Source organism: Mycobacterium nebraskense (genome assembly GCF_002102255.1).
Classification (GTDB): Bacteria; Actinomycetota; Actinomycetes; order Mycobacteriales; family Mycobacteriaceae; genus Mycobacterium; species Mycobacterium nebraskense.
In genome coordinates this window covers 1-26564 of the sequence record NZ_LQPH01000121.1, presented here as the reverse complement: position 1 = coordinate 26564, position 26564 = coordinate 1, and the positions used below count along the sequence as shown (strand labels likewise).

General features: G+C 67.3%; 22 protein-coding genes, 1 tRNA gene and 1 pseudogene. 9 read left to right on the top strand and 15 right to left on the bottom strand.

The features are described from left to right. Positions 1-97 precede the first annotated feature (97 nt). From AWC17_RS14525 to AWC17_RS14505, 5 genes are all read right to left on the bottom strand, one after another. Positions 98-745: an LpqN/LpqT family lipoprotein gene (locus AWC17_RS14525; protein ID WP_046184504.1), complete on the bottom strand. Its 648-nt coding sequence runs from the start codon at positions 743-745 to the stop codon at positions 98-100. Next, on the bottom strand, positions 742-1098 hold the full coding sequence (arsC, locus tag AWC17_RS14520; protein ID WP_046184503.1) for an arsenate reductase (glutaredoxin): 357 nt from the start codon (positions 1096-1098) through the stop codon (positions 742-744). Before arsC ends, AWC17_RS14525 begins: the two co-directional genes overlap by 4 nt. Then, positions 1099-2079, bottom strand: coding sequence for a ribose-phosphate diphosphokinase (locus tag AWC17_RS14515; protein WP_046184502.1), 981 nt, complete (start codon positions 2077-2079; stop codon positions 1099-1101). A gap of 109 nt (positions 2080-2188) precedes the next feature. Next, on the bottom strand, positions 2189-3655 hold the full coding sequence (gene glmU / locus AWC17_RS14510; RefSeq protein WP_046184501.1) for a bifunctional UDP-N-acetylglucosamine diphosphorylase/glucosamine-1-phosphate N-acetyltransferase GlmU: 1467 nt from the start codon (positions 3653-3655) through the stop codon (positions 2189-2191). A 196-nt stretch (positions 3656-3851) separates the two neighbouring features. Further along, positions 3852-3923 (bottom strand) — tRNA-Gln (locus AWC17_RS14505). A 168-nt stretch (positions 3924-4091) separates the two neighbouring features. Here AWC17_RS14505 and AWC17_RS14500 point away from each other — a divergent pair. Next, positions 4092-4685: a TetR/AcrR family transcriptional regulator gene (locus tag AWC17_RS14500; RefSeq protein ID WP_141224633.1), complete on the top strand. Its 594-nt coding sequence runs from the start codon at positions 4092-4094 to the stop codon at positions 4683-4685. On the opposite strand, the gene lysA is transcribed toward AWC17_RS14500, so the two are convergent. Beyond that, positions 4682-6022 carry a diaminopimelate decarboxylase gene (lysA, locus tag AWC17_RS14495; RefSeq protein WP_046184499.1) on the bottom strand — a complete coding sequence of 447 codons (1341 nt, stop codon included), beginning with the start codon at positions 6020-6022 and terminating at the stop codon, positions 4682-4684. The two genes, AWC17_RS14500 and lysA, sit on opposite strands and share 4 nt — an antisense overlap. Positions 6023-6129: 107 nt before the next feature. On the opposite strand from lysA, the gene mfd reads away from it, so the two are divergent. From mfd to AWC17_RS33510, 8 genes are all read left to right on the top strand, one after another. Further along, the gene (gene mfd / locus AWC17_RS14490; RefSeq protein ID WP_046184498.1) at positions 6130-9813 is read left to right on the top strand and encodes a transcription-repair coupling factor; all 3684 of its coding nucleotides are present in this window, start codon (positions 6130-6132) and stop codon (positions 9811-9813) included. After that, positions 9810-10808 (top strand): nucleoside triphosphate pyrophosphohydrolase, encoded by a 999-nt coding sequence (locus AWC17_RS14485; RefSeq protein WP_046184497.1) that lies wholly within the window; start codon positions 9810-9812, stop codon positions 10806-10808. The genes mfd and AWC17_RS14485 overlap by 4 nt, the downstream gene beginning before the upstream one ends. A gap of 87 nt (positions 10809-10895) precedes the next feature. Then, complete coding sequence (locus AWC17_RS14480; protein ID WP_141224632.1) at positions 10896-11624, top strand: lytic transglycosylase domain-containing protein; 729 nt, start codon at positions 10896-10898, stop codon at positions 11622-11624. Between the two features lie 70 nt (positions 11625-11694). Beyond that, complete coding sequence (gene eno, locus AWC17_RS14475; protein ID WP_046184495.1) at positions 11695-12984, top strand: phosphopyruvate hydratase; 1290 nt, start codon at positions 11695-11697, stop codon at positions 12982-12984. 1 nt (position 12985) lies between these two features. Then, on the top strand, positions 12986-13678 hold the full coding sequence (locus tag AWC17_RS14470) for an FtsB family cell division protein (protein WP_046184494.1): 693 nt from the start codon (positions 12986-12988) through the stop codon (positions 13676-13678). After that, positions 13671-14159: a DUF501 domain-containing protein gene (locus AWC17_RS14465; RefSeq protein WP_046184493.1), complete on the top strand. Its 489-nt coding sequence runs from the start codon at positions 13671-13673 to the stop codon at positions 14157-14159. Before AWC17_RS14470 ends, AWC17_RS14465 begins: the two co-directional genes overlap by 8 nt. Next, on the top strand, positions 14153-15097 hold the full coding sequence (locus AWC17_RS14460) for a Ppx/GppA phosphatase family protein (RefSeq protein ID WP_047324023.1): 945 nt from the start codon (positions 14153-14155) through the stop codon (positions 15095-15097). The genes AWC17_RS14465 and AWC17_RS14460 overlap by 7 nt, the downstream gene beginning before the upstream one ends. Positions 15098-15198: 101 nt before the next feature. Next, positions 15199-15498: a hypothetical protein gene (locus tag AWC17_RS33510; protein WP_082123065.1), complete on the top strand. Its 300-nt coding sequence runs from the start codon at positions 15199-15201 to the stop codon at positions 15496-15498. A gap of 46 nt (positions 15499-15544) precedes the next feature. On the opposite strand, the gene AWC17_RS14450 is transcribed toward AWC17_RS33510, so the two are convergent. The 9 genes and pseudogenes from AWC17_RS14450 to AWC17_RS14405 all read right to left on the bottom strand — a co-directional run. After that, positions 15545-16225 (bottom strand): response regulator, encoded by a 681-nt coding sequence (locus AWC17_RS14450; RefSeq protein WP_046184798.1) that lies wholly within the window; start codon positions 16223-16225, stop codon positions 15545-15547. Continuing rightward, on the bottom strand, positions 16222-18789 hold the full coding sequence (locus AWC17_RS14445) for a sensor histidine kinase (RefSeq protein ID WP_046184799.1): 2568 nt from the start codon (positions 18787-18789) through the stop codon (positions 16222-16224). The genes AWC17_RS14450 and AWC17_RS14445 overlap by 4 nt, the downstream gene beginning before the upstream one ends. Positions 18790-18801: 12 nt before the next feature. Further along, positions 18802-19677, bottom strand: a complete 876-nt coding sequence (locus AWC17_RS14440; protein WP_046184800.1) for a potassium-transporting ATPase subunit C — start codon at positions 19675-19677, stop codon at positions 18802-18804. A 1-nt stretch (position 19678) separates the two neighbouring features. Then, on the bottom strand, positions 19679-21841 hold the full coding sequence (gene kdpB / locus AWC17_RS14435) for a potassium-transporting ATPase subunit KdpB (RefSeq protein WP_046184801.1): 2163 nt from the start codon (positions 21839-21841) through the stop codon (positions 19679-19681). After that, positions 21841-23514, bottom strand: coding sequence for a potassium-transporting ATPase subunit KdpA (gene kdpA / locus AWC17_RS14430; protein WP_046184802.1), 1674 nt, complete (start codon positions 23512-23514; stop codon positions 21841-21843). The genes kdpB and kdpA overlap by 1 nt, the downstream gene beginning before the upstream one ends. Further along, positions 23514-23603: a potassium-transporting ATPase subunit F gene (locus AWC17_RS34010; protein ID WP_052742790.1), complete on the bottom strand. Its 90-nt coding sequence runs from the start codon at positions 23601-23603 to the stop codon at positions 23514-23516. Before AWC17_RS34010 ends, kdpA begins: the two co-directional genes overlap by 1 nt. 283 nt (positions 23604-23886) lie before the next feature. Then, the gene (locus AWC17_RS14415) at positions 23887-25413 is read right to left on the bottom strand and encodes a sensor histidine kinase (protein WP_046184803.1); all 1527 of its coding nucleotides are present in this window, start codon (positions 25411-25413) and stop codon (positions 23887-23889) included. After that, positions 25410-26183 (bottom strand): response regulator transcription factor, encoded by a 774-nt coding sequence (locus AWC17_RS14410; protein WP_046184804.1) that lies wholly within the window; start codon positions 26181-26183, stop codon positions 25410-25412. Before AWC17_RS14410 ends, AWC17_RS14415 begins: the two co-directional genes overlap by 4 nt. 249 nt (positions 26184-26432) lie before the next feature. Beyond that, positions 26433-26564 (bottom strand): annotated as a pseudogene (locus AWC17_RS14405) (type VII secretion protein EsxI); the annotation flags it as partial.

Below are 26564 nucleotides of genomic sequence, written 5' to 3'. Positions count from 1 at the left end.
CCGAGCCTACGAGCCAGACACCAGGTGATCAGGATCCAACCACCGCACCACGCGGCAACCTCACCCTGACACTGACTGACGAGCCTAGTGAACCGCTCTACTTCGCCGCGACGACGAACCCTCGCATGATCGCCTCGATGTCGGATGACTGCTCGACCGCCTGGTTGGCCAGGCCGGTGACGGTGAGCTGAACCAGGTATCGCTGCTTGGCCGGCGGCGAACCGGTGGCGATGACGATCCGGTTGAAGCTGTGCAGTCGCGTGCCATCCAAGTCGTAGCTGCCCTGGATCATCGACGAGGGAAAGCCGTTGTAGGGCGTCGTCGAGGCGTCCAGCTGCTTGAAGTCCTCGAACAGTTGCGCGTCGTCGTTGCCGTGCTGGATCACCTGAGCCGGATCGAAATCACCGTGCAGTATGAACACCACGAGTCTGGCGGTCGGATACTTGCCGCCCTTGGAGATCATCAGCGTCTCCGGCGCGATGTGCGGGTTGCTCGCCGCCGACCAGCCCGGGGGCGTCGGTATCGACACTGTCAGGTCGGGCAGGTTGCCCGGCGCCACTTGCTGCCCCGTCACGCCGATGTTCTGCAGATACTGCGACAGTGGCACGGGCTTCGCGACCCTGGTCGTGGTGGTCGTGGTTGTTGGAGTCGTCGACCAGATCGATTGATAGTCAGGCGTTTTCGGGCCGCATGCCGCTGTGGGCAGTGTCAGCGCGATGGCCGCGGCCGCGCACGCACGTCTCACAGAATCTCGCGGACCGCGTCGAGCGGCCGAGCCAGCCGTGTGCCCTTCGGTGTCACGACGAACGGCCGTTCGATCAGGATCGGGTGTTCGACCATGGCGTCGAACAACTCATCGTCGGTCGCGTCGTCGAGATTGAGTTCGGCGTACAGCGATTCCCGCTTGCGCACCGCGGTCCGCACGTCGATCCCGGCGTCGCTGATCATCTGCACCAGTTCGTCGCGCGACGGCGGGGTCTTCAGGTACTCGACGACCGTTGGCTCAAAGCCGTTGTCGTGCAACAGGTCCAGCGTCTTGCGGGAGGTGCTGCACCGAGGATTGTGGTAGATGACGGCCTCATCTGGCTTCGCAGCCATCTAGGCGTCTCCGTCGAATAGCCCCGTGACGGAGCCGTTTTCGAAGACGGCGCGAATGGTGCTGGCCAACAGCGGCGCGATGGACAACACCGTGAGCTGGGGGAAACGCTTCTCCTCGCCGATCGGCAGCGTGTTCGTGACGATCACCTCGCGGGCGCCGCAGGCCGCCAGCCGCTCGGCGGCCGGGTCCGACAGCACGCCGTGGGTCGCCGCGATGACCACGTCACTGGCGCCGTCTTCGCGCAACAGTTGCACCGCGCCGGCGATGGTGCCGCCGGTGTCGATCATGTCGTCGATCAGGACGCAGGTGCGGCCTTCGACTTCGCCGACGACGCGGTTGGAGACCACCTGGTTGGGCACCCGCGGGTCGCGGGTCTTGTGGATGAAGGCGAGTGGAACGCCACCTAGTGCGTCGGCCCACTTCTCGGCGATGCGCACCCGGCCCGAGTCGGGGGAGACGACCACCATGTTGCCGTCCGGGTAGTTGTCCTTGATGTAGCCGGTCAGCAGGTTCTGAGCCCGCATGTGGTCCACCGGCCCGTCGAAGAAGCCCTGGATCTGGTCGGTGTGCAGGTCGACGGTCACGATCCGGTCGGCGCCCGCGGTCTTGAGCAGGTCGGCGACCAGCCGCGCGGAGATGGGTTCGCGACCGCGGTGCTTCTTGTCCTGCCGGGCGTAGGGGTAGAACGGCATGACCGCGGTGATCCTCTTCGCGCTGCCCCGCTTGAGCGCGTCGATCATGATCAGCTGTTCCATCAGCCAGTTGTTCACCGGCGCCGGGTTCGATTGCAGGACGAACGCGTCGCATCCGCGCACCGACTCGTGGAAGCGAACGAAGATCTCGCCGTTGGCGAACTCCCGCGCCGTCTGAGCGGTGACGTGGACGTCAAGCTCTTTTGCGACCTGCTCGGCCAACTCCGGATGCGCACGGCCGGAGAAGAGCATCAGGTTCTTGCGGTTATCGGTCCAGTCGTGGCTCAACGCACTGCCCTCGCCGTATCGGGATAAAAATCGAGAATCGGAGGTCCCATCGTACGTAGCGAATGGTACGGAAATGTGGCCGGGTTACCAGATACCAAAATCACGATGTCTATTCGGGCTCGGAATTCCGGTCGGTGGCCCCAGCCGCCTTTTCGGCCGCTTCCGCCGCCGCGCTGCCCGGCCGTTTGCGCTGTACCCAGCCTTCGATGTTGCGTTGTGGACCCGCCGACACCGCCAGCGCGCCCGGCGGAACGTCGTCGCGGACCACGGTTCCCGCACCGGTGTACGCCCCGTCGCCGACCGTCACCGGGGCGACGAACATGGTGTCCGACCCGGTACGCACGTGCGAGCCGACCGTGGTGCGCGACTTGTTGGTGCCGTCGTAGTTGACGAAGACGCTGGACGCTCCGATATTGCTGTGTTCGCCGATGTCGGCGTCGCCGACGTAGGTCAGGTGCGGAACCTTGGTGCCGGTGCCGATCGTGGAGTTCTTGGTCTCGACGAACGCTCCGAGCTTGCCGTCATCGCCCAGCACCGTGCCGGGCCGCAGGTAGGTGTAGGGGCCCACGGTGGCGCCGGCACCGATGGACGACGACGTGCCGTGGGTGCGCACCACCGACGCACCGTCGCCGACGGTGACGTCGGTGAGCGTGGTGTCGGGGCCGACGACGCAGTGGCCCCCGAGTTGGGTGCGGCCCAGCAGCTGCGTGCCGGGATGGATGACGGTGTCGCGACCGATCGTGACGTCGACGTCGATCCAGGTGGTCGCGGGGTCGACGACGGTCACCCCGGCCATCTGATGGGCGGCGACGATCCGGCGGTTGAGTTCGGCGCCCAGTTGCGCGAGCTGGACGCGGTTGTTGACGCCGGCCACCAGGGCGCTGTCGTCGACGTGCTGGGCGTGGATGGCCTGCCCGTCCCCGCGCAGGATGGAGATGACGTCGGTCAGGTAGAGCTCCTGCTGGGCGTTGTTGGAGCTCAGCCGGCTCAGCGCCGAGCGCAACGCCGCGACGTCGAAGGCGTAGACCCCGGCGTTGACCTCGCGGATTTCCCGCTGGGAGGGTGTCGCGTCGGCGTGTTCCACGATCGCGGTCACCTCGTTGTCCTGGGTGCGCAGGATGCGGCCGTAGCCGGTGGGGTCGGGGAGCGTTGTGGTGAGCACGGTCGCGGCGGCCGACCCCGCGTTGTGGGTCGCGATCAGGTCGGCCAGGGTGTCGGAGTCCAGCAGCGGCGTATCGCCGGACGTCACCACGACCACGCCGGCGTAGTCCTCGGGCAGCGCGGACAGGCCGCAGCGGACGGCGTGGCCGGTGCCCAGCGGCCGGTCCTGCAAGGTGACCTCGATGGCGCGTCCCAGGGTGTCGGCCGATTCGGCGACCAGCGGCGCGATGCGCTGGTGATCGTGGCCCAGGACCACGACCAGGTGTTGCGGCGCGACCTTGGTGATCGCGTGCAGCAGGTGGGACAGCATGCTGCGGCCGGCGATCGTGTGCAGCACCTTTGGGGTGTCCGACCGCATCCGGGTGCCGGGCCCGGCCGCGAGCACCAGGACCGCGGTATCACCACGAGACGCCATCAAATCTCCTCAACCCCGGCGCGCACCTGCGTGTTGGTACGACGACACGCCGTCAAGCGTGGCATCACACCTGAGGTCGACGCAAAGACCGCGCCGCGGGGTCACTCGGGTCGACTCGCCGACCGTGGGGCTTGAGTACGGAAACCATTCGGCCATAGGCCCCACACTCGGCCCGACGGGCTCGCGCCTTTTCGGGCTCCGTCGCCAGGACTCGAACCTGAACTCTCAGAACCAAAATCTGATGTGCTGCCGATTACACCACGACGGATCGCAAGCCCCATAGGCCCGCGCCACCAAGAGACTTTAGACGGTGTGCGGGCCGATTGCGGCGCCGAGGGAAAGACGGCCGGTTCGGTGCGGGCGAAGCTATACGCTGATTGACGTGGCTGTTCTCGATAAGGAGCCGGACAAGGAGGTCCGCGCGCCGCGCGCGCGGATGACCGGTAGTGAGCGCCGACAACAACTCATCGGCATCGCGCGCTCGTTGTTCGCCGAACGCGGGTATGAGGGCACCTCGATCGAGGAGATCGCGTTACGCGCCAACGTGTCCAAGCCGGTCGTCTACGAACATTTCGGTGGCAAGGAAGGGCTGTACGCCGTGGTCGTCGACCGCGAGATGTCGGCGTTGCTGGATGGCATCACCTCGTCGCTGACCAACAACCGTTCCCGGGTGCGGGTCGAGCGGGTCGCACTGGCGTTGCTCACGTACGTCGAAGAGCGCACCGACGGCTTCCGCATCATGATCCGCGACTCGCCGGCGGCGATCAGCTCGGGCACCTACTCCAGTCTGCTCAACGACGCCGTCAGCCAGGTCAGCTCCATCCTGGCCGGCGACTTCGCCCGCCGCGGCCTGGACCCGGAGCTGGCGCCGCTGTACGCCCAGGCGCTGGTGGGCTCGGTGTCGATGACGGCGCAGTGGTGGCTCGATACGCGTGAGCCCAAGAAGGAAGTGGTCGCGGCGCACCTGGTCAACCTGATGTGGAACGGGTTGACCCACCTGGAGGCCGACCCCAAGTTGCAGGACGGTTAGCCGCGGTCGCGGGCCAGCAGGTCGGCGATCGTCTCGCGGCGGACCAGTTCGCGGGCCCGGCCGTCCCTGACGCCGACCACGGCCGGCCGGCCGACCATGTTGTAGTTCGACGCCATGCTGTGGTGATAGGCGCCGGTGCAGGCCACGGCCAGCAGGTCGCCGGGATGCAGGTCGGCGGGTAGCTCGATGTCGCGGGCGATCTCGTCGCCGGATTCGCAGTGCCGGCCGGCCACGGTCACACGCTGCTTGAGGCCCAGCGGGTGCCGGTTCGCCAACGCGACGGTGTAGCGGGCGCCGTACAGCGACACCCGAGGGTTGTCGCTCATGCCGCCGTCGACGGCGACGAAGGTGCGCCCGCCCGATTGCGTCTTCACCGAGCACACCCGATACAGGGTGATGCCGGCCCGGCCGCTGATGGCCCGGCCGGGTTCCACCACCACGCTCGGGCGGGGGAAATGCTCGGCGGCACAGGCCTCGTCCAGCGCGTCGTCGATGACGCGGGCCAGCTCGTCGAGGTCGAGCTCGGGGTCGCCGGGGACGTAGGGGATGGCGTGCCCGCCACCGAGGTTGAGTTCGGTGAGGATGACGCCGTGCCGGGTCCGGATGTCGGCCATGGCGGCGATCAGCCGGTGAATCGCTTCGCCGTAGAGCCCGGGGTCGGTGACCTGCGAGCCGATGTGGCAGTGCAGGCCGACCAGGTCGAGGATGGGGTGCGCCAGCACCCGATCCACCGCGTCGGCGGTGTGGTCACCGGCGAGGGTGAACCCGAACTTCTGATCGCTGATACCGGTAGTGACCGCGCGGTGTCCGTGGATGTCGATGTCCGGGGTGACGCGGATCAGCACCGGCTGGCGTCGGCGGACCAGGCCCGCGAGGTAGGCGATCTCCATGCACGAATCCACCACGATCCGCCCGACCCCGACGCGCACCGCGTCGCGCAACTCGTCGGGCGACTTCGCGTTGCCGTGCATGATGATCCGCGCCGGGTCGATCCCGCCGGCAAGGGCGACGGCCAGCTCACCGCCCGAGCAGACGTCGATACCGAGGCCCTCTTCGCGGGCCCAGCGGGCCACCGCGGTGGTCAGCAGCGACTTTCCGGCGTACACCACCTGAATGTCGCGCAGCGCCTTGCGGTAGCGGCGGGCGCGGTGCCGGAAGTCGGTTTCGTCGACGACGTAGGCCGGGGTGCCGAACTCGTCGGCGATGTCGGCCAGTGGTACACCGCCGACGCAGAGCCTGCCCTCCTCGTCGGGGTGGGCGGTGATGGGCCAGATCGCGGGATCGAACCGCGGGGGAGCCGCGTGGCCCAGGGACGGCAGGATGTCCAGCAATGTCATGAATCCAACGTGCGCTCACAGCGGGCCGGGTGCCGTTTTTCTTACGAACCCTTGACGGCGCCGGGCTCAATATTGACGAATCTTGGCGCCCCTAGAATGGATTCATCATGACCGCACCGGGGCCTGCTCGCCCAGAACCCCCGATCGCGGGGCTCGTTGAACTGGCGCTCACCGCGCCGACCTTCCAGCAACTGATCGAAAGCGCGGCCGAGCGACCGGCCGAGCTGCACCTGGTGGGTCCAGCCAGCGCGCGGCTATTCGTGGCCAGTGCGCTGGCGCGGTTGGGTCCTTTGCTGGTAGTCACCGCGACCGGGCGTGAAGCCGATGACCTGACCGCTGAACTGCGCGGTGTCTTCGGCGATGCCGTGGCGGCCTTTCCGTCCTGGGAGACCCTGCCGCACGAGCGACTCTCGCCGGGCGTCGACACCGTCGGCGCCAGGTTGACGGTGCTGCGCCGGCTGGCCCATCCCGACGATGCGCGGTTGGGTCCGCCGGTGCGGGTGGTGGTGACCGCGGCGCGCTCGCTGCTGCAGCCGATGACGCCGCAGCTGGGCCTGGTCGAGCCGGTCAGCTTCAGGGTCGGCCAGGAGATCGCCTTCGAGGACGTCGTCGCCAGGCTGGTCGAGCTGGCCTACACCCGGGTCGACATGGTGGGGCGGCGCGGCGAATTCGCCGTGCGCGGCGGGATTCTCGACGTCTTCCCGCCGACCGCCGAGCACCCGGTGCGCATCGAGTTCTGGGGTGACGAGGTCAGCGAGATGCGGATGTTCTCCGTCGCCGACCAGCGCTCCATACCCGAGATCGAGGTCGAGACGGTGATCGCGGTGGCCTGCCGCGAGCTGCTGCTGACCGACGACGTGCGGGAACGGGCCGCCGCGCTCGCCGCCCGGCACTCCGGGGGCGAGGCCGCCATCGCGGGCAGCGTTACCGACATGCTGGCCAAGCTGGCCGAGGGCATTGCGGTGGACGGCATGGAGGCGCTGCTCCCAGTGTTACGGCCCGGCGAACACGTGCTGCTGACCGACCAACTGGCCGAGGGCACGCCGGTGTTGCTGTGTGACCCCGAAAAAGTGCGCACCCGGGCCGCCGACCTGATCAAGACGGGCAGCGAATTCCTCGAGGCGTCGTGGTCCGTCGCGGCGCTGGGCACCGACGCGCCCGTCGACGTGGCGCAGTTCGGCGGGTCGGGGTTCGCCGAGTTGGACGACGTGCACGCCGCGGCGGCGCGGTCGGGCCATCCCTGGTGGACGTTGAGCCAGTTGTCCGACGAATCGGCGGTGGAATTGGATATCCGGGCGGCGCCGTCGGCCCGCGGGCATCAGCACGACATCGACGGCATCTTCGCGATGCTGCGCGCGCACGTCTCGACTGGCGGCTACGCGGCGGTCGTCGCCCCCGGCGCCGGCACCGCCCATCGGGTCGTCGAGCGGCTCGCGGACTCCGATACCCCCGCCGCCATGCTGGAACCGGACGCGGCCGACACGACGCTCAAACCGGGAATCGTGAGCGTCCTCAAGGGCCCGCTGCACGGCGGGGTGATCATCCCCGGCGCCAACCTGGTCGTTATCACCGAGACCGACCTGACCGGTAGCCGGGCCACCGCCGTCGAGGGCAAGCGGCTGGCGGCCAAGCGGCGCAACACCGTCGACCCGCTGGCGCTCACGGCCGGCGACCTGGTGGTGCACGATCAACACGGCATCGGCCGGTTCGTCGAGATGACGGAACGCACGGTCGGCGGCGCCCGGCGCGAGTACCTGGTTCTCGAGTACGCGTCGACTAAAAGGAGCAGCGGCGGCCAAAACACAGACAAGCTGTACGTCCCGATGGACTCCCTGGACCAGCTGTCCCGGTATGTCGGCGGGCAGGCGCCCGCGCTGAGCAAGCTGGGTGGCAGCGACTGGGCGAACACCAAGACCAAGGCCCGCCGCGCCGTGCGCGAGATCGCCGGCGAGCTCGTCGCGCTGTACGCCAAACGGCAGGCCAGCGCCGGGCACGCGTTCGCGCCGGACACCCCCTGGCAAGCCGAGATGGAGGACGCGTTCGGCTTCACCGAGACCGTCGACCAGCTCACCGCAATCACCGAGGTCAAGGCCGACATGGAGAAGCCGATCCCGATGGACCGGGTGGTCTGCGGCGACGTCGGCTACGGCAAGACCGAGATCGCGGTGCGCGCGGCGTTCAAGGCGGTTCAGGACGGCAAGCAGGTCGCCGTGCTGGTGCCCACCACGCTGCTGGCCGACCAGCACCTGCAGACGTTCACCGATCGGATGGCCGGGTTCCCGGTGACCGTCAAGGGGCTGTCGCGGTTCACCGACAACGCCGAGTCCCGCGCCGTGATCGACGGCCTGGCCGACGGGTCGGTCGACGTCGTGATCGGCACGCATCGGCTGCTGCAGACCGGGGTGCGCTGGAAGGACCTGGGCCTGGTGGTGGTCGACGAGGAGCAGCGGTTCGGCGTCGAGCACAAGGAGTACATCAAGTCGCTGCGCACCCACGTCGACGTGCTGGCCATGAGTGCCACCCCCATCCCGCGAACCCTGGAGATGAGCCTGGCCGGGATCCGCGAGATGTCGACCATCCTGACCCCGCCCGAAGAGCGGTATCCCGTGCTGACCTATGTCGGGCCGCAGGACGACAAGCAGGTCGCGGCCGCTCTACGGCGCGAGCTGCTGCGCGACGGGCAGGCCTTCTACGTGCACAACCGGGTCAGCTCGATCGACGGGGCGGCGGCCCGGGTCCGCGAGCTGGTGCCCGAGGCGCGGGTCGTCGTCGCGCACGGCCAGATGCCCGAGGAGCGACTGGAACGCACCGTCCAGGGCTTCTGGAACCGCGAATACGACATCCTGGTGTGCACCACGATCGTGGAGACCGGGCTGGACATCTCCAACGCCAACACGCTGATCGTCGAGCGCGCCGACACCTTCGGGCTTTCGCAGCTGCACCAGTTGCGCGGCCGGGTGGGGCGCAGCCGCGAGCGCGGTTACGCCTACTTCCTGTATCCGCCGCACGCGCCGCTGACCGAGACGGCCTACGACCGGCTGGCGACCATCGCGCAGAACAACGAGCTGGGCGCGGGCATGGCGGTCGCGCTCAAGGACCTCGAGATCCGCGGCGCCGGCAACGTGCTGGGCGTCGAGCAGTCCGGGCACGTCGCCGGGGTCGGGTTCGACCTGTACGTGCGGCTGGTGGGCGAGGCCGTGGAGGCATACCGGGCGGCCTTACAAGCAGCAGAAGACGGCCAGGCGGTGACCACCGCCGAGGAGCCGAAGGACGTGCGGATCGACCTCCCGGTGGACGCCCACCTGCCCCCCGACTACATCGCCAGCGACCGGCTGCGATTGGAGGCCTATCGGCGGCTGGCCGCGGCGGCCTCGGATAGTGAGATCGCGGCCGTCGTTGACGAACTCGTCGACCGCTACGGTGCGCTGCCCGAACCGGCCCTGCGCCTGGTGGCGGTGGCGCGGTTGCGGCTGCTGTGCCGCGCCGCCGGCATCACCGAGGTATCGGCCCCGTCGGCGGCGACCGTGCGGCTGTCGCCGATGACGCTGCCCGATTCGGCCCAGGTGCGGCTCAAGCGGATATATCCGGCCGCGAGCTACCGCGCCACGACGTCCACGGTGCAGGTTCCCATCCCGCGGGCCGGCGGCGTCGGGGCGGCACGCATCCGCGATGTCGAGTTGGTGCAGATGGTGGCCAATCTGGTGACGGCGCTGCAAGGTAAACCCCAGACCGATATTGGTATAACGGGTTCACCTGCAGCGATGGCCAGTGAGGAGCGGCAAGCGCGATGATCGTCGTCTTGTTCGACCCGCGTCGCCCGTCGCTGGTGCCCGTGGAGGCCATCGAACACCTCAGCGGGGAGGTGCAGTACACCGAGGAGATGCCCGTCGCGGTGCCGTGGTCGCTGCCCGCGGCCCGTCCGGTGCACTCCGGCGACGACGCGCCTGTCCTGCTGTCATCGGACCCCGACCATCCCGCCGTCACCGCCCGGCTGGCGGCGGGCGCCCGGTTGATCTCCGCGCCGGAGACGCCGCGCGGCGAGCGACTGGTCGACGCCGTCGCGATGATGGACAAACTGCGCACCGCCGGACCGTGGGAGAGCGAGCAAACCCACGACTCGTTGCGCCGATTCCTGCTGGAGGAGACGTACGAATTGTTGGACGCGGTCCGCAGCGGCAGCGCCGACCAGCTACGTGAAGAACTCGGCGACGTGTTGCTGCAGGTGCTCTTTCACGCGCGCATCGCGGAGGACGCCCCGCAGCTCCCCTTCACCATCGACGACGTCGCCGCCGCACTGATGCGAAAGTTGGGCAATCGGGTTCCGGGAGTGCTTGCGGGGCAGACCATTTCGCTGGAAGAGCAGTTGGCCCAATGGGAAGAGCGCAAGGCGGCCGAAAAGCCGCGGAAATCCGTGATGGACGAGGTGCATACCGGTCAACCGGCATTAGCATTGGCGCAGAAGGTGATTCAGCGTGCCGAGAAGGCGGGCCTGCCCGCCGACCTCGTCCCCGCCGAGATCAGCGCCATCTCTGTGTCGGCCGATGGTGACGCGGAAAGCGCGCTGCGCACGGCGGTTCTGGAGTTCGTGGATACGGTCCGCGAAGTCGAGCGGGCGATCGCCGCGACGCGCCGCGGGGTCGGCGTCCCGGAGGAGTTCGACGTGGCCCCGCTCGGGGAGGTCACCGAAGAAGAGTGGCGTGCGCACTGGCCGGCAGCCGAGGACGTCGACGAATCCGCGGTCGACGTCGATGAGCCCGTAGTGGACGCCGTGGCCGAAGACGACTGACCAACGCGGCCGGGCAGCACCGGAACCCATGGGACGATGGTTGCGGAAGTTGGTGCCGGGGAGTTTGAGGGAGCGTTAACCAGCATGGTGTCGCCGAGGCGTTGGCTGCGCGCGGCCGCCGTGATAGGCGCGACCGCGATGCTGCTGGCCTCCAGCTGCACGTGGCAGCTCAGCCTCTTCATTCCGGAGGGCGTCCCGCCGCCTGCCGGGGCTCCGGTGCCGCCGGTGGACACGCATGCCAGCGGTCGCCCCGCGGACCAGCTCCGGGCCTGGGCCGAACAGCGGTCGGCGACGTTGGAGATTCCGGTCATCGCGCTGGAGGCCTATGCGTACGCCGCCCGGGTCGCCGAGGTCGAGAACCCGAAGTGCCATATCGCGTGGACCACGTTGGCGGGCATCGGGCAGGTCGAGAGTCACCACGGCACCTACCGCGGCGCGCGCCTGGCGCCCAACGGGGATGTGAGCCCCCCGATTCGCGGTGTCCGCTTGGACGGCAGCGGCGGCACCCTGCGCATCGTCGACAGCGAGGAAGAGGTGGCGGACGACGACGGGGTGGTGCGGGCCATGGGGCCGATGCAGTTCATCCCCGAGACCTGGCGGTTGTACGGCGTCGACGCCCACAACGACGGCCGCGTCAGCCCGGACAACATCGACGATGCGGCGCTCGCGGCGGCGGGTTACCTGTGTTGGCGGGGCAAGGATCTGGGAACACCGCGCGGCTGGATCACCGCGCTGCGGGCCTACAACAACTCCGGTGTATACGCGCGGGCGGTCCGCGACTGGGCGACCGCTTATGCGGCGGGTCACCCGCTGTAGCAGGATGTATCAGGCTTTACGCTAACGGCGGCGAGGCCGGCGGCCAGCTAGGAACACAAGGAGAAACTCAGTGCCGATTATCGAGCAGGTCGGGGCCCGCGAGATCCTCGATTCCCGCGGCAACCCGACGGTTGAGGTCGAGATCGCCCTGATCGACGGGACGTTTGCCCGCGCGGCGGTGCCTTCCGGCGCGTCGACCGGTGAGCATGAGGCCGTCGAGTTGCGCGACGGCGGTGAGCGTTACGGCGGCAAGGGCGTGCACAAGGCCGTACAGGCCGTCCTCGACGAGATCGGTCCGGCGGTGATCGGGCTCAACGCCGACGATCAGCGGTTGGTGGACCAGGCGCTGGTCGACCTCGACGGCACCCCCGACAAGTCCCGGCTGGGCGGCAACGCGATCCTGGGCGTGTCGCTGGCCGTCGCCAAGGCCGCCGCCGATTCCGCCGGCCTGCCGCTGTTCCGCTACATCGGCGGCCCGAACGCGCACATCCTGCCGGTGCCGATGATGAACATCCTCAACGGCGGCGCGCACGCCGACACCGCCGTCGACATCCAGGAATTCATGGTGGCGCCGATTGGCGCCCCCAGCTTCGGTGAGGCGCTGCGCTGGGGCGCCGAGGTGTACCACTCGCTCAAGTCGGTGCTGAAGAAGCAGGGCCTGAGCACCGGCCTGGGGGATGAGGGCGGTTTCGCGCCCGACGTGGCCGGCACCACCGCGGCGCTGGACCTGATCGGCCGGGCCATCGAGTCGGCCGGTTTCAAGCTGGGCGTCGACGTGGCGTTGGCCCTGGACGCGGCGGCCACCGAGTTCTACACCGACGGCACCGGATACACCTTCGAGGGCAGCACCCGCAGCGCCGAGCAGATGGCGGAGTTCTACGCCGGACTGCTCGGCTCCTATCCGCTGGTGTCCATCGAAGACCCGCTGTCCGAGGACGATTGGGACGGCTGGGCGAGCCTGACGGCGTCGATCGGTGACCGCGTGCAGATCGTCGGCGACGACATCTTCGTCACCAATCCCGAGCGCCTCGAGGAAGGCATCGAGAAGGGCGTCGCAAATGCGTTGCTGGTCAAGGTGAATCAGATCGGCACGCTGACCGAGACACTCGACGCCGTCGCGCTCGCCCACCACAGCGGGTACCGCACGATGATGAGCCATCGCAGTGGCGAGACGGAAGACACCACGATCGCTGATCTGGCGGTGGCCGTCGGCAGCGGGCAGATCAAGACCGGTGCACCCGCCCGCAGCGAGCGTGTCGCCAAGTACAACCAGTTGCTGCGGATCGAGGAGGCGCTGGGCGACGCCGCCCGTTACGCCGGCGATCTGGCGTTCCCGCGGTATGCGCCGGAGGCCAAATAGCTTGCCCGCCAAGCCGGATCCGAAACGGCGCTCCCCGGCATCGCGTCCGGGGAAAGCCGGTGATCCGGTTCGGCGCCGCCGCACGGCCAAGCCGTCTTCCAAGCCGTCCCAAAGCGCGAAGCAGGCCAGTGCGCGGTCGGTTTTCGAGCATGTCGTCGAGCCCATCAAGCGACAGGTCGCCGAATCCGTCGAGCAGCGGTCCGAGCAGCGGCTCGGTTTCACCGCGCGGCGAGCAGCGGTGCTGGCCGCGGTCATTTGCGTGCTGACGCTGACCATCGCCGGCCCGGTACGCACCTACTTTGCGCAGCGCACCGAGATGAATCAGTTGACGGCAAGCGAAGCCGCGCTGCGCAGCCAGATCGCCGACCTCGAGCAGAGAAAGGCCAAACTCGGTGACCCGGCGTACATCGCGGCGCAGGCACGCGAGCGGCTCGGTTTCGTGAAGCCGGGCGACATTCCGTTCCAGGTTCAGCTTCCGCCTACGGGGGCGATACCGTCCGAGCCGGGGGGCCAGGCGGCGAAACCCGTCAACACCGATCCCTGGTACACCTCGCTGTGGCACACCATCGCCGACGCGCCGCACCTGCCGCCGGCCAATGTGCCCCCGCCGGAAGTTCCGCCTGGCCCGGCGGAGCCGGGACGAGCCGGTCCCGTTCCGCCGGCCGCACCGAACCCCACGGCGCCCGGTGGTTGATCGTGCCGACCTGGAGGCCGTGGCGCGTCAGCTCGGGCGTGAGCCGCGCGGCGTGCTCGAGATCGCCTACCGCTGCCCCAACGGCGAGCCCGGCGTGGTGAAGACCGCGCCGAAACTTCCCGACGGCACACCGTTTCCGACCTTGTACTACTTGACGCACCCGGTGCTGACCGCGGCTGCGAGCAGGCTCGAGACGACGGGTTTGATGCGCGAGATGACCGGGCGGCTGCGGCACGACTCCGAATTGGCGGCCGCGTATCGGCGGGCCCACGAGTCGTACCTTGCCGAACGGGATGCGATCGAGCCGCTGGGGACCACGTTTTCCGGGGGAGGAATGCCCGACCGGGTCAAGTGCCTGCACGTGCTGATCGCGCACTCGCTGGCCAAGGGGCCCGGTTGCAACCCGTTCGGCGACGAGGTGCTGGCGATCCTGGCGCCCGACCCCGCAATGGCCGGCATTCTGGTGACGGGGCAATGGTGAGCAGGCTCGCCGGAATCGACTGCGGCACCAACTCGATTCGATTGCTGATCGCCGATGTGGGCGACGGCCGGCTGTGTGACGTGCATCGGGAGACGCGGATCGTGCGGCTGGGTCAGGGTGTCGACGCGACGGGTGAATTTGCGCCGGAGGCGATCGCCCGAACCCGGGAGGCGTTGACCGACTACGCCGCGCTGCTCAAGCGCCACGGTGTCGAGCGCGTGCGGATGGTGGCCACGTCGGCCGCTCGTGACGTCGCGAATCGTGATGTCTTCTTTGCGATGACGGCCGACGTGCTGGGCGCGGTGGTGCCCGGCGCGGTGGCGGAAGTGATCACCGGCGCCGAGGAGGCCTCGCTGTCTTTCCGCGGGGCTGTCGGCGAATTAGATGCTGCGGCAGGGCGTTTCGTCGTTGTCGACTTGGGCGGTGGCTCTACGGAGATCGTCTTCGGCGGGGATGGCGTGGTGGCGAGCTACTCCGCCGACATCGGCTGCGTGCGGCTGACCGAGCGCTGCCTGCACTCGGACCCGCCGACGCCCGACGAGGTGGCAGCGGCCCGCGCGGTGGTGCGTGAGCGTCTCGACGTCGCGCTGGGCGTGGTGCCCGTCGAGGGGGCGCGGACCTGGGTTGGGCTGGCCGGAACGATGACGACGCTGTCCGCGCTGGCCCACAACATGACCACCTACGACTCTGCGGCCATTCATCTTTCGCGCGTCGCCGGCAGCGATCTGCTGGCGGTGTGCGAGCGGTTGATCGCCATGCCGCGATCCGAGCGTGCGGCGCTGCCGCCGATGCACGAGGGGCGTGCCGACGTGATCGGCGGGGGAGCGATCGTGGTAGAGGAGTTGGCGCGCGAGCTGCGCGCCCGCGCCGGCATCGATGAGCTGACCGTCAGCGAGCACGACATCCTGGACGGCATAGTGCTGTCGATCGCGGGGTAAGTCACAGCCGTCACACGAGTCTCCGGCCGAGGGGAATCGACTATGTGCCCGCCTCACAGCGACAACTCCGGGGTGTCGGACCGGTATGCGATGGTGCGGCGATGAATCTTCGGGGAATCGAGCTGCGTTACGTGCTGACGATGCACCTCGCGCACAATGGGTCGGCGACCATCGGCGAAATGATCGAAGCCCTAACCGGGCAGGGATTTCACGTCCGCGGCAGGGCATCAAAGGTCATTTCGGACGCCTTGCGTTGGGAAATCGGCCGAGACAGAGTGCGTCGCGTTGGCCGCGGCCGGTACGGACCGAGGTCTATCCCGCGCTCCACCGAACACCGAATGCATCAGCGCGTGCTGGCTCTGCGCGAGGCGGCGCATTGTCGCTGTGAGGCGGGCACATAGTCGACTCCTCCGGCACGGAGGCCAAAGTGACCGATGTGACAGTCGCTCACGCCTCGAAGCGATAGCCCATACCCGACTCGGTCAACAAGTGCTTGGGGTGCGACGGATCGTCCTCGAGTTTGCGTCGCAACTGCGCCAAATACACGCGCAGGTAATGCGTTTCGGTGGCATACGCCGGGCCCCATACCTCCTTGAGGAGTTCTTCGCGGCCGACCAGCTTGCCGCGATTGCGGACCAGCACTTCGAGCATCCCCCATTCGGTCGGGGTGAGGTGGACTTCGGCGCCGTTCTTGGTGACCTTCTTGGCGGCCAAGTCGACGGTGAAGGCGTCCGTCTCGATCACCGGCTGCTCCATCTCGGACGCGGCGGTGTTGCGGCGGACCGCCGCCCGCAGCCGGGCCAGAAACTCGTCCATGCCAAAGGGTTTCGTGACATAGTCGTCGGCCCCGGCGTCGAGGGCCTCCACCTTGTCGGACGAGTCGGTGCGCGCCGACAACACGATCACCGGTGCGGTGAGCCAGCCGCGCAACCCAGCCAGCACCTCGATGCCGGAGATGTCGGGCAGACCCAGGTCGAGGATCACCACGTCGGGTTTGTGCTCGGCGGCGGCGCGCAGCGCGCCGGAACCGCTCGACGCGGTGATCACCTCGTAGCCCCGCACGGACAGGTTGATGCGCAGCGCACGCAGGATCTGCGGCTCGTCGTCGATCACCAACACCCGGGTCATCGCGCACCTATCGGTTCCGGCGCAGGCAATTCCACCACCACGGTGAGCCCGCCGCCCGGAGTGTCACCGGCCGCGATGGTGCCGCCCATGGCTTCGACGAAGCCGCGCGCTACCGACATGCCCAGACCTACCCCCGTAGTGTTGTCGTGATCGCCGAGGCGCTGAAACGCGTCGAAGATCTGCTCCTCGGCCCCGTGCGGGATGCCGGGACCCTCGTCGATGACGTTGATCAGGACACGGTCGCCCACACGCCCCGCATTGACCCGAACCACACAGTTGGGGGCGTACCGCAAGGCGTTGTCAATCAGGTTGGCAAGCACGCGTTCCAGCAGCCCGGCGTCGGCCAGCACCACGGCGTCGCCCACGTCGACCTTGACCCGATCGATGGCGGACCGGTAGAAGCCGGTGGCGCCCTTACCGATGCTGATCAGCGCCCGTTGCACCGTTTCCTCCAGATACACCCGGCGCAGGTCCGGGTGCACCACGCCGGCGGCCAGGCGCGACGAATCAAGCAGGTTTCCGACCAGCGCGGTCAGCTGGTCGATCGACTCCTCGATGGTTGCCAGCAGCTCCGCCGTGTCCGCGGGGGAAAAGGCGACGTCCTCGGCGCGCAGGCTGGACACCGCGACCTTGGCCGCCGCCAGCGGCGTCCGCAGGTCGTGGCTGACCGCTGACAGCAGGGAGCGCCGCAACTCGTCCGCGCGCACGATCGCCTCGGCCCGGTTGGCTTCCTCGGTCAGCTCGCGCTGCCGGATCAGGCCCGCGGCCTGCCTGGCGACCGCACCGAGCACCCGCCGGTCGTGCGCCGAAAGCTTCCTGCCCGCCAACAGCATCCAGAACTCGTCGTCGCCAACCTCGATCGCGGTGTCGGCGGAATCGACGGTGACACAAGGATCCCTGCCCACGCAGGCGACGACCTCGCCCTTCCTGCCGCCGGCGCGGTCCTCCTCGCTGGGTTCGCGCAGCATGCTAACCGCGCGTTGCGAGTAGGTCTCGCGCACCCGCTCGAGCAGCGTCTCAAGATCGGCGCCGCGCAGCACCGAGCCCGCGAACAGCGTCAGCAGCTCGGCCTCCTGGGACGCGCGACGGGCTTCCCGAGTGCGTTTGTTCGCGCCGTCGACGAGAATTGCGACTGCGACCGCGACCAGCAGCAGCACCAGTTCTGTGACGGCGGCATCGGGTTCGGCGATGGTGAAAGTGTGTCGGGGAGCGGTCAGGAAATAGTTCAGCAACAGGCTGGACAGCACCGCCGAGACCACAGCCGGTGCAACGCCTCCCAACAGTCCGACCAGCAGCACGCCGACGAAGAACAGTGCGCTGTCGCCGCTGGTACCCAGATACGGGTCAAGCGCTGTCACGATGACCGCGCAGATGGCCGACGGCACGATGAAGGCCGCGAGCCATGACGCCACCCGCCGCTCGTTGGGCGCCAGTGACGCCGCGCGAAAGCCACGTTTGGATTCCTCGTGGGTGACCAGGTGCACATCGACCTTGCCCGAGTGCTCGACGATCCTCGCGCCGATGCCCTCCTCGAAGACCCGCGCCCACCGCCCGCGCCGCGAGGTGCCGATCACCAGCTGGGTGGAGTTCATCTCGCGGGCGAAATCGAGTAGGGCAGTAGGCACGTCGTCACCTACCACGGTATGGAGCGAGGCGTCCAGACTGCTTGCCAGCTCGCGGATCTTGGCCATCCGCGCCTCCGACAGGCCGGCCAGCCCGTCACCACGGATGACGTGCACCACCATCAGCTCGGCGCTGGACTTCGACGCGATCCGGGATGCCCGTCGCACCAACGTCTCCGACTCCGGGCCGCCGGTTACCGCCACCACGACCCGCTCGCGGGCCTCCCACATTTCGGTGATCTTGTTCTCGGCGCGGTATTTGGCCAGCGCGCTGTCGACCTGGTCGGCCAGCCAGAGCAGCGCCAGTTCCCTCAGCGCGGTGAGGTTTCCGCGACGGAAGTAGTTGGACAGCGCCGCGTCGATGCGCTCGGCGGTGTAGACGTTGCCGTGGGAAAGCCTGCGGCGCAACGCCTCCGGCGTGATGTCGATGAGTTCGACCTGCGAAGCCTGCCGAACGATGGAATCCGGGATGGTCTCTTTTTGTTCGATGCCGGTAATTTGGGCGACAACGTCGTTGAGGCTTTCCAGATGCTGGACATTGACGGTGGAGATCACCGTGATCCCGGCGTCGAGCAGTTCCTCGACATCCTGCCAGCGCTTGGCGTTCTTGCTGCCCGGAGTATTGGTGTGGGCGAGCTCGTCGACAAGGACGACCTGTGGTTTGCGCGCAAGGACGGCCGGCACGTCGAGTTCGGGAAAGGTGCCGCCGCGATATTCGATGTAGCGGGGCGGAATGAACTCGATGCCCTCAAGCAGCTCAGCGGTTTTCGCCCTGCCGTGGGTCTCGATCACGCCGGCCACGAGGTCGGTACCGCGTTCCAGCCGCCGATGCGCCTCGCCGAGCATCGCGTACGTCTTGCCCACCCCCGGAGCCGAACCGAGGTAAATCCGCAGCTCGCCACGCTTCGGACGGTGGTCAACGACACTCACGTCAACCATCATCCCCCTATCGCGCTAGCTCGAGACTGGATATTTGTGATCGAGTTGCAGGTTGAGTTGCAACACATTGACGCACGGTTCACCGAAGAATCCGAGGGTGCGGCCGCTTCGATTGTGCGCCAACACCTCACGTATCTGATCCGGGCTGACATGACGGGCCTTGGCCACCCTGGCGACCTGGAGGTCGGCGTAGGCCGGCGAGATGTTCGGGTCGAGGCCGCTGCCGCTGGCGGTGACGGCGTCGGCGGGAACGGCGGGGTGGGCGGGTGCGGTGCCGCGGATGGGCACGATCTGGCCGATCGCGTAGTCCTCGCCGAACTTGGCGCACTCGACCCGCACGCCCTCGTAGAGGGTCAAAAACGGCGCCTGTGTCGTCTGGCACGGCTCGTTGACGCTGACCACCCGGGTGGGGTGGACGACGTTTCCGCGGGCGTCGCGGGGTCCGATCACCGACAGGACCGCACCCACACCGCCGCCGGTGCAGAACGGGCGCGACCCGTCGACACGTTCGAGCAGGCCCACCGCGGCGCTGCGCGAGCACACCGTTGTCAGCAGGCTCGGCTTGCCGGACGTGTCGACGATGCTTTCCGGGCCGAGGTTGCTCGCGCCCGACGACAGCGGGTCGTAGCCGTTGCCGGCCGCCGACGGGCGGCTCTGAAAGTATTGGGGCAGCGGATTGCCGTCCTTGTCGGTGAACAGCTGACCGATCAGCCGGCTGCCGACCGGCTTGCCGTTCGCCGTGAGAATCGAGCCTTCGGCCTTGTCGTGCAGTCCCGGGATCTGCGCGACGAGCCAGATGAACAGCGGGTAGGCGATGCCGGTGATCACGGTCAGCACCAGCAGCGCGCGGAAAGCCGCCCAATGCATGCGAACGAAATACGAGAAGCTCATGTCAGGATATCCCTGGGACGAATTGGACAATCAGGTCGATCAGCTTGATCCCGATGAACGGGGCGATAATGCCGCCAAGTCCGTAGACATACAGGTTGCGGCTCAGCAGCTTTGACGCGCTGTTCGGCGTGTAGCGCACGCCGCGCAATGACAACGGGATGAGCATTACGATGATGATCGCGTTGAAGATCACCGCCGACAGGATCGCCGACTCCGGGCTATGCAGCCGCATGATGTTGATCATGTCCAGTCCGGGGAACAGCGCGACGAACATCGCCGGGATGATCGCGAAATACTTTGCGATGTCGTTGGCGATCGAGAAGGTGGTCAACGCGCCACGGGTAATCAGCAGCTGCTTGCCGATCTCGACGATCTCGATGAGCTTGGTGGGGTCGGAGTCGAGATCGACCATGTTGCCCGCCTCTTTGGCGGCCGACGTCCCGGTGTTCATCGCCACGCCCACGTCGGCCTGAGCCAGGGCCGGCGCGTCGTTGGTGCCGTCGCCGGTCATCGCGACCAGCTTGCCGCCCTCTTGCTCCCGCTTGATCAGCTCGAGTTTGTCCTCGGGCGTGGCCTCGGCGAGGAAGTCGTCGACGCCAGCCTCATCGGCAATCGCTTTGGCGGTCAACGGATTATCGCCAGTGATCATCACCGTGCGGATGCCCATCCTACGCATCTCGTCGAATCGATCACGCATGCCCTGCTTGACGACGTCCTTGAGGTGGATGACGCCCAGCACTCTTGCCTTTTGGTCGGCCTCGCCGCCAAGGCTCTCCCCGACGACCAGCGGGGTGCCGCCGCCGGCGGAGATGCCGTCGACGAGCTCCCCGAGCTGTTGGGGAACCTTGCCGCCTTGCCCACGCACCCATTCCACCACCGAGCTCGCCGCGCCCTTGCGCAAGAGGTGCCCGTCGACGTCGACGCCGGACATCCGCGTCGCGGCGGAGAACTCCACCCAGTGGGCGTGTGCGAGTTCGCCCGGCGTTCGTGCGCGCAGCCCGAAGTGTTGTTTTGCGTATACGACGATCGAACGTCCCTCCGGCGTTTCGTCTGCGAGGCTGGACAATTGCGCGGCGTCGGCCAGCTGCTCATGGGTGACACCGTCGAGGGGGATGAAGGCGCCGGCCTGCCGGTTGCCCAGGGTGATGGTGCCCGTCTTGTCGAGCAGGAGAGTGTTGACGTCGCCCGCGGCTTCGACCGCGCGTCCGGACATGGCGAGCACGTTGCGTTGCACCAACCGGTCCATGCCGGCAATGCCGATCGCAGAGAGCAGCGCGCCAATGGTTGTGGGGATCAGGCACACCAGCAGTGACACCATCACGATCCCGGCGACGCCATTTGCGTTCAGCGCCTGGGTGTCCGGGACGCCCGGATTGTTCATCTTCGAATAGATCGCCAGAGGCTGCAGGGTGGCGACGGCGAAAACGAAGATGATCGTCAACGCGGCCAACAGGATGTTGAGCGCGATCTCGTTGGGAGTCTTCTGCCGGTTGGCGCCCTCGACGAGCGCGATCATCCGGTCGATGAAGCTCTGCCCGGGCTTCTGGGTGATCCGCACGACGATCCGGTCGCTCAGCACGATGGTGCCGCCGGTGACCGCCGAGCGGTCACCACCGGACTCGCGGATCACCGGCGCCGACTCCCCGGTGATGGCCGATTCATCCACGGAGGCAATGCCATCGACGACATCACCGTCACCCGGTATCACCTGCCCGGCCTCGACCACGACGACGTCACCCTGCTGCAGCAACGGCGCCGCGACCTCTTCCTCGACGGCAGGCGCGCCGGGTTGCCAGTCCTTGAGCCGCCGGGCCAGCGTCTGGGTTTTGGCTCGGCGCAGGGTTTCCGCCTGGGCCTTGCCGCGGCCTTCCGCCACCGCCTCCGCGAGGTTCGCGAAAAAAACGGTGAGCCATAACCAGACCACGATCAACCATGCGAACCAGGTCGGTTTGATGATCGCCAGCGCGGTGCTCCAGGTGGCACCGATCTCGACGATAAACATCACCGGGTTACGCCACAAGGTGCGCGGGTCGAGTTTGCGAAGCGCGTCCGGTGTCGACCTCCACAGCATCTTCGGATCGAGCAAACCGCCTTGTACCCGTTTGGTATTCGCGGAATTGGAGGACTGCGACTGCTCAGCCGGGTCGATAGTGGTCGCGGTCATCAGTGGATTCCTTCAGCGAGCGGTCCGAGCGCCAGCATGGGCAGGAAAGTGAGGGCGACAAGAATCAAGGTCACCCCTGCGACCATTCCCACGAACTGCGGCCGGTGGGTGGGCAGTGTGCCCGCCGAATCCGGCGTCGCGCCCTGTTTTGCGAGCGAGCCGGCCAGCGCCAGCACGAGCACGATCGGCAGGAATCTGCCGAAGACCATGGCCAGGCCGAGGGCGGTGTTGTACCAGTTGGTGTTGACGCTGATTCCGGCGAAGGCCGACCCGTTGTTGTTGGCCGCGGAGGTGAACGCGTACAGCACTTCCGACAGGCCGTGCGGACCAGTGTTCAGCATGCCGGCGCGTTCACCCGGCAGCGCCATCGCGATGGCTGTTCCGGTCAGCACGATCAACGGCGTAACCAGGAAATAGCTTGCGGCGAGCTTGATTTCGCGGGGGTTGATCTTCTTGCCGAGGTATTCCGGGGTACGGCCGACCATCAGTCCGGCGACGAACACCGTGATCACCGCCAGGATCAGCATCCCGTACAGACCCGAGCCGGTGCCGCCGGGCGCGACCTCGCCGAGCTGCATGTTGAACATGGTCATCATGCCGCCAAGGCTGGTGTAGGAGTCGTGAAAGGAGTCGACGGCACCGGTGGAGGTGAGCGTCGTCGCGTCGGCGAACACCGCCGAGTTGGCGACACCGAACCGCTGCTCGACCCCCTCCATCGCCGAGCCGACCGCACTCGGCACCGTCCCGTGGTGCTGCAGCTGGAACCACATCATGAAGGTCACGCTGATCGCGTACAGCGACGCCATCACCGACGCGATCGCATAACCCTGCTTCGTGCTGCCCACCATGCGCCCGAACGTGCGCGGCAGCGAGAAGCTGATCACCAGCAGCAGGAAGATCTCCAGCCAGTTGGTCCACGTGGTCGGGTTCTCAAACGGGTGCGCGGAGTTCGCGTTGTAGAAGCCGCCGCCGTTGGTGCCCAGCTCCTTGATGGCTTCCTGGCCGGCCACCGGGCCCCCGGTGATCGTCTGCTGCGTCCCATTGAGGGCGGTGACGACCTGGTCGTTCAGGTGGAAGTTCTGAATCGCTCCTCCCGCAACCAGCAGGATCGCGCCCAGCACCGCGATGGGCAGCAGAATCCGCAGAGTGCCGCGCACCAGGTCGACCCAGAAGTTCCCCAGCTCGCCGGTGCGCGTGCGCGCGAACCCGCGTACCAGCGCGATCGCGACCGCCATGCCGACGGCCGCGGATACGAAGTTCTGCACCGCGAGGCCGGCCATCTGCACGAGGTGGCCCTGTGTCGATTCGCCGGAATAGGCCTGCCAGTTGGTGTTGGTGACGAAGCTGACCGCAGTGTTCCACGCCAGTCCCGGGGTCATCTTGGTGGCCGGATCATGCAGATGCAGGGGCAATTTGCCCTGCACGAGTTGGAACACGAACAAGAAGAGAATGCTGATCGACGAGAACGCCAACACGCTGCGCGCGTAGGCGCCCCAGGTCTGCTCCGAGCGTGCGTCAACCCCGATCAGTCGATAGATGCCTCGCTCGACGTAGCCGTCCTTCTCCGAGGTGTAGACCCGGTACATGTAGTCGCCCAGGGGCACGTGCACCGCCGCCAGCGCTACGACGAGGACAGCCAGAAAGAGCAGCCCCGCTGTTGTTGTTGTGCTCACTAGAACCGCTCCGGGAACAGCAGCGCGCAGCCGAGAAACAGTGCGAGGAGAATGGAAAGCACTAAACCGACGATGTTTTCGTAGCTCACAGCCGCTCGACCAACTTCTGCACGAAGCCCAGTACGGCGAACACCGCCACCGTAAGCACGACGAACGCCACTACGCCCACTTCGAGCCCATCTTGTCTCCGTTCCGCGCTACGTGCATGCGAAAGCCCCTCATCGAGTCAGCCACAGCGCTGTCTCGGAGGCAAGGTCAGCTTGAAATTAGCTGGCGCCCGTGGGTAAGGGCCTTTGGTTGACACTTTTCTAACGGCGTCGCGGGGCACCTTTACGGTTTCTTAACGCCCGCCGCAGCGATGACTCCGTGCGGCTATCCGGCGCCGGCGCCCCGCCCGTCGATCATCGGGAGACGAACCCGGAAAACCGTTCTGCCCTCGGTGGATTCGGCGGTGACGGAGCCGCGGTGGGCCTTGACGATCGAACTGACGATGGCCAGGCCCAGCCCCGTGCCCGAGCTGTTGACCCTCGAGTTGTCCGCCCGGGCGAACCGTTCGAACAAGCGGGGGAGAAGCTCCGGGTTGATGCCCGGGCCGTCGTCGGCGACGGTCAGTTCGACATACGGCGCCTCGGGCCCCTCGCGGTGGCAGGTGATCCCGGTTGTGACCGTGACCCCGGGCGGGGTATGCACCCGGGCGTTGTTGAGCAGGTTACTGACGAGTTGGTGTAGCCGGTCTTGGTCCCCGCGGACCCACACCGATTCCTCGGGCAGGTTCTTCACCCAATGGTGCGTCGGCGCCGCGACCGCCGCGTCGTTCACCGCGTTGACGACGAGCTCGGCCAGGTCGACGTCCTCGCTCTGCAGGTCTTGTCCCTCGCCCAGGCGGGAGAGCAGCAGCAGCTCGTCGACAAGCAGCGTCATGCGCCGCGCTTCGGACTCGATGCGGGCCAGCGCGTATTCGGTGGTCGGCGGCAACTCCGAACTGTCCTGGCGGGTGAGTTCGGCGTATCCCTGAATCGCCGCCAGCGGCGTCCGCAGCTCGTGGCTGGCGTCGGTGATGAATTGGCGCATCCGCAGGTCGGATTCGGCGCGCTGCGCCAGTGCACTATCGACGTTGTCCAGCAACCGGTTCAGGGTGTGGCCGACGATGCCGACCTCGTTCTGCTGGTTGGTGTCCCGCGGCCGCACCCGGACACTGATCCGGTGGTCGTCGTCGGTAAGCGGCATGGCGGCGACTTCCGCCGCGATACCGGCCAGCCGGCGCAACGGTCGAAGGGTGTAGCCGACGACCCAAACCGTGAGTCCGGCGGTGACCGCCAAAGCCGCTGCGATGAGCAGGGTCGTGGTGACCTGCTTGCGGGCGATGATTCGGTCAGCGAGGTTGAGCGACACCCCGGCAACCAGCACGTCGGGTCCATCGGCGTGGCTGTTGAGCCGGTAATACCCTAGGCTGCCTAGAATTTCGGTCCGTGGCGGCCCGTCGGTCCATGACTGCGCTTCGATGGCGCGGACCACGTCGGCGGGCGCCGGTCGTGCTTCGGCTTCGGAGAAAACCGCCGACCCGATGACGGCGCCGTTGTGCAACACCACTATGAGGTTTCCCGGCGTTTGATCGGTGAACTGCAGCATCGCCTGGTCCAGTGGCTTAGCGCCGTTAGCCGGATTATGTTCACCCGTACGGTATTTGGTGTACGAGTGGCCCAACGCGTCCAAGGAGCCGGTGACGTCGGCGTCGCTCATCGCGGTGACGTAGCCGCGCAGGCTCAGCACGGAGACGATTCCGACCGTCATCAGCACCACGCTGACCACTGCCAGTACGCCCAATAGCAACTGGCGGCGTAACGAACGGGGTAGCCACCGCGGAAGATCTCCGGACAAGGCGTCCCGGCCCTGGCTCATTCCGGGGGCCGCAGCATGTATCCAACACCGCGCACGGTGTGAATCATCGGTTCGCGGCCGGAGTCGATCTTCTTCCTCAAATACGAGATGTACAGATCGACGATGCTGGTGCGTCCGGCGAAGTCGTAGTTCCAGACGCGGTCGAGGATCTCGGTGCGGCTCAGTGCGCGGCGGGGATTGCGCATGAGGAAGCGCAGCAGTTCGAACTCGGTTGAGGACAGCGATATCTGTGTGCCGTCGCGGATCACTTCGCGGCTGGCGGTGTCGAGTCGCAGATCGCCGACATTAAGGGTTTCGGCGGCCGGCGGGGTCTGCTGGCCGGAACGGCGCAACAACCCACGCAGCCGGGCGACGAGCTCTTCGAGGCTGAAGGGCTTGGTCATGTAGTCATCGGCGCCGGCGGTCAGGCCGGTGACCCGGTCCATGACCGAGTCCCGCGCGGTCAAGAACATCGTCGGGGTGTAGGCATCGGATTGGCGGACTCGCTCCAGGATTCGCAACCCGTCCACGTCGGGAAGCATGATGTCAAGCACCAGCACGTCGGGGTTCACCTTGTCGAACTTGGCCATCGCCTCGCGCCCGTTGTGGGCGATGTCGACGACCCAACCCTCATAGTGCAGTGCCATCTTCACCAGGTTGGTCAGTGCCGGCTCGTCATCGACCAGCAACACCCTGATCGGTGATCCATCGGCACGGTAAATCCTGGGCAGTTGCCCGAGGATGGCCTGGCGGGGGCGCTGGCCACCCGCGTATCCCGACATTGCGGTCATGTTCCTACATTCTGGTAAGGCACACACTCAACTGTCACGAAGTTCATAGAGTTCTCAAATGTGGGGTGTCAGGCGCGTCGGCTGGGCGCCATGGTCGGACGTGAGTCCGACGGCGCGGTTCACCGGATCGGGTTCCGTCCCTCACTCATCCCGCGTTCGCCGGTGGCCGGGTAGGCCAGGCGGAGAGGGTTCGAAACCAAAAGGGCCCGCACACCGTGGTGTGCGGGCCCTTTTGGTGAAGAGGCGGTGTCAGGCCCAGCTGGACCCAACGGCGCTGTCGGTGCTGGCCATGTTGTTGCCGGCACTCTGCACCTTCTGCCCGTGGGCGTTGGCCTGCTCGTAGATCACCTGGAAGTTGCGACCCAACTGGGTGATGAACTC

What these genes read in the sequence shown, in the direction of transcription:
- AWC17_RS14415 (WP_046184803.1), bottom strand. Translation starts at nt 25,413, where the DNA reads ATGAGCCAGGGCCGGGACGCCTTGTCCGGAGATCTTCCGCGGTGGCTA.
- mfd (WP_046184498.1), top strand. Translation starts at nt 6,130, where the DNA reads ATGACCGCACCGGGGCCTGCTCGCCCAGAACCCCCGATCGCGGGGCTC.
- AWC17_RS14445 (WP_046184799.1), bottom strand. Translation starts at nt 18,789, where the DNA reads ATGATGGTTGACGTGAGTGTCGTTGACCACCGTCCGAAGCGTGGCGAG.
- lysA (WP_046184499.1), bottom strand. Translation starts at nt 6,022, where the DNA reads ATGACATTGCTGGACATCCTGCCGTCCCTGGGCCACGCGGCTCCCCCG.
- AWC17_RS14485 (WP_046184497.1), top strand. Translation starts at nt 9,810, where the DNA reads ATGATCGTCGTCTTGTTCGACCCGCGTCGCCCGTCGCTGGTGCCCGTG.
- AWC17_RS14440 (WP_046184800.1), bottom strand. Translation starts at nt 19,677, where the DNA reads ATGAGCTTCTCGTATTTCGTTCGCATGCATTGGGCGGCTTTCCGCGCG.
- glmU (WP_046184501.1), bottom strand. Translation starts at nt 3,655, where the DNA reads ATGGCGTCTCGTGGTGATACCGCGGTCCTGGTGCTCGCGGCCGGGCCC.
- arsC (WP_046184503.1), bottom strand. Translation starts at nt 1,098, where the DNA reads ATGGCTGCGAAGCCAGATGAGGCCGTCATCTACCACAATCCTCGGTGC.
- AWC17_RS14410 (WP_046184804.1), bottom strand. Translation starts at nt 26,183, where the DNA reads ATGACCGCAATGTCGGGATACGCGGGTGGCCAGCGCCCCCGCCAGGCC.
- AWC17_RS33510 (WP_082123065.1), top strand. Translation starts at nt 15,199, where the DNA reads ATGAATCTTCGGGGAATCGAGCTGCGTTACGTGCTGACGATGCACCTC.
- AWC17_RS14460 (WP_047324023.1), top strand. Translation starts at nt 14,153, where the DNA reads ATGGTGAGCAGGCTCGCCGGAATCGACTGCGGCACCAACTCGATTCGA.
- AWC17_RS14450 (WP_046184798.1), bottom strand. Translation starts at nt 16,225, where the DNA reads ATGACCCGGGTGTTGGTGATCGACGACGAGCCGCAGATCCTGCGTGCG.
- AWC17_RS14500 (WP_141224633.1), top strand. Translation starts at nt 4,092, where the DNA reads ATGACCGGTAGTGAGCGCCGACAACAACTCATCGGCATCGCGCGCTCG.
- kdpB (WP_046184801.1), bottom strand. Translation starts at nt 21,841, where the DNA reads ATGACCGCGACCACTATCGACCCGGCTGAGCAGTCGCAGTCCTCCAAT.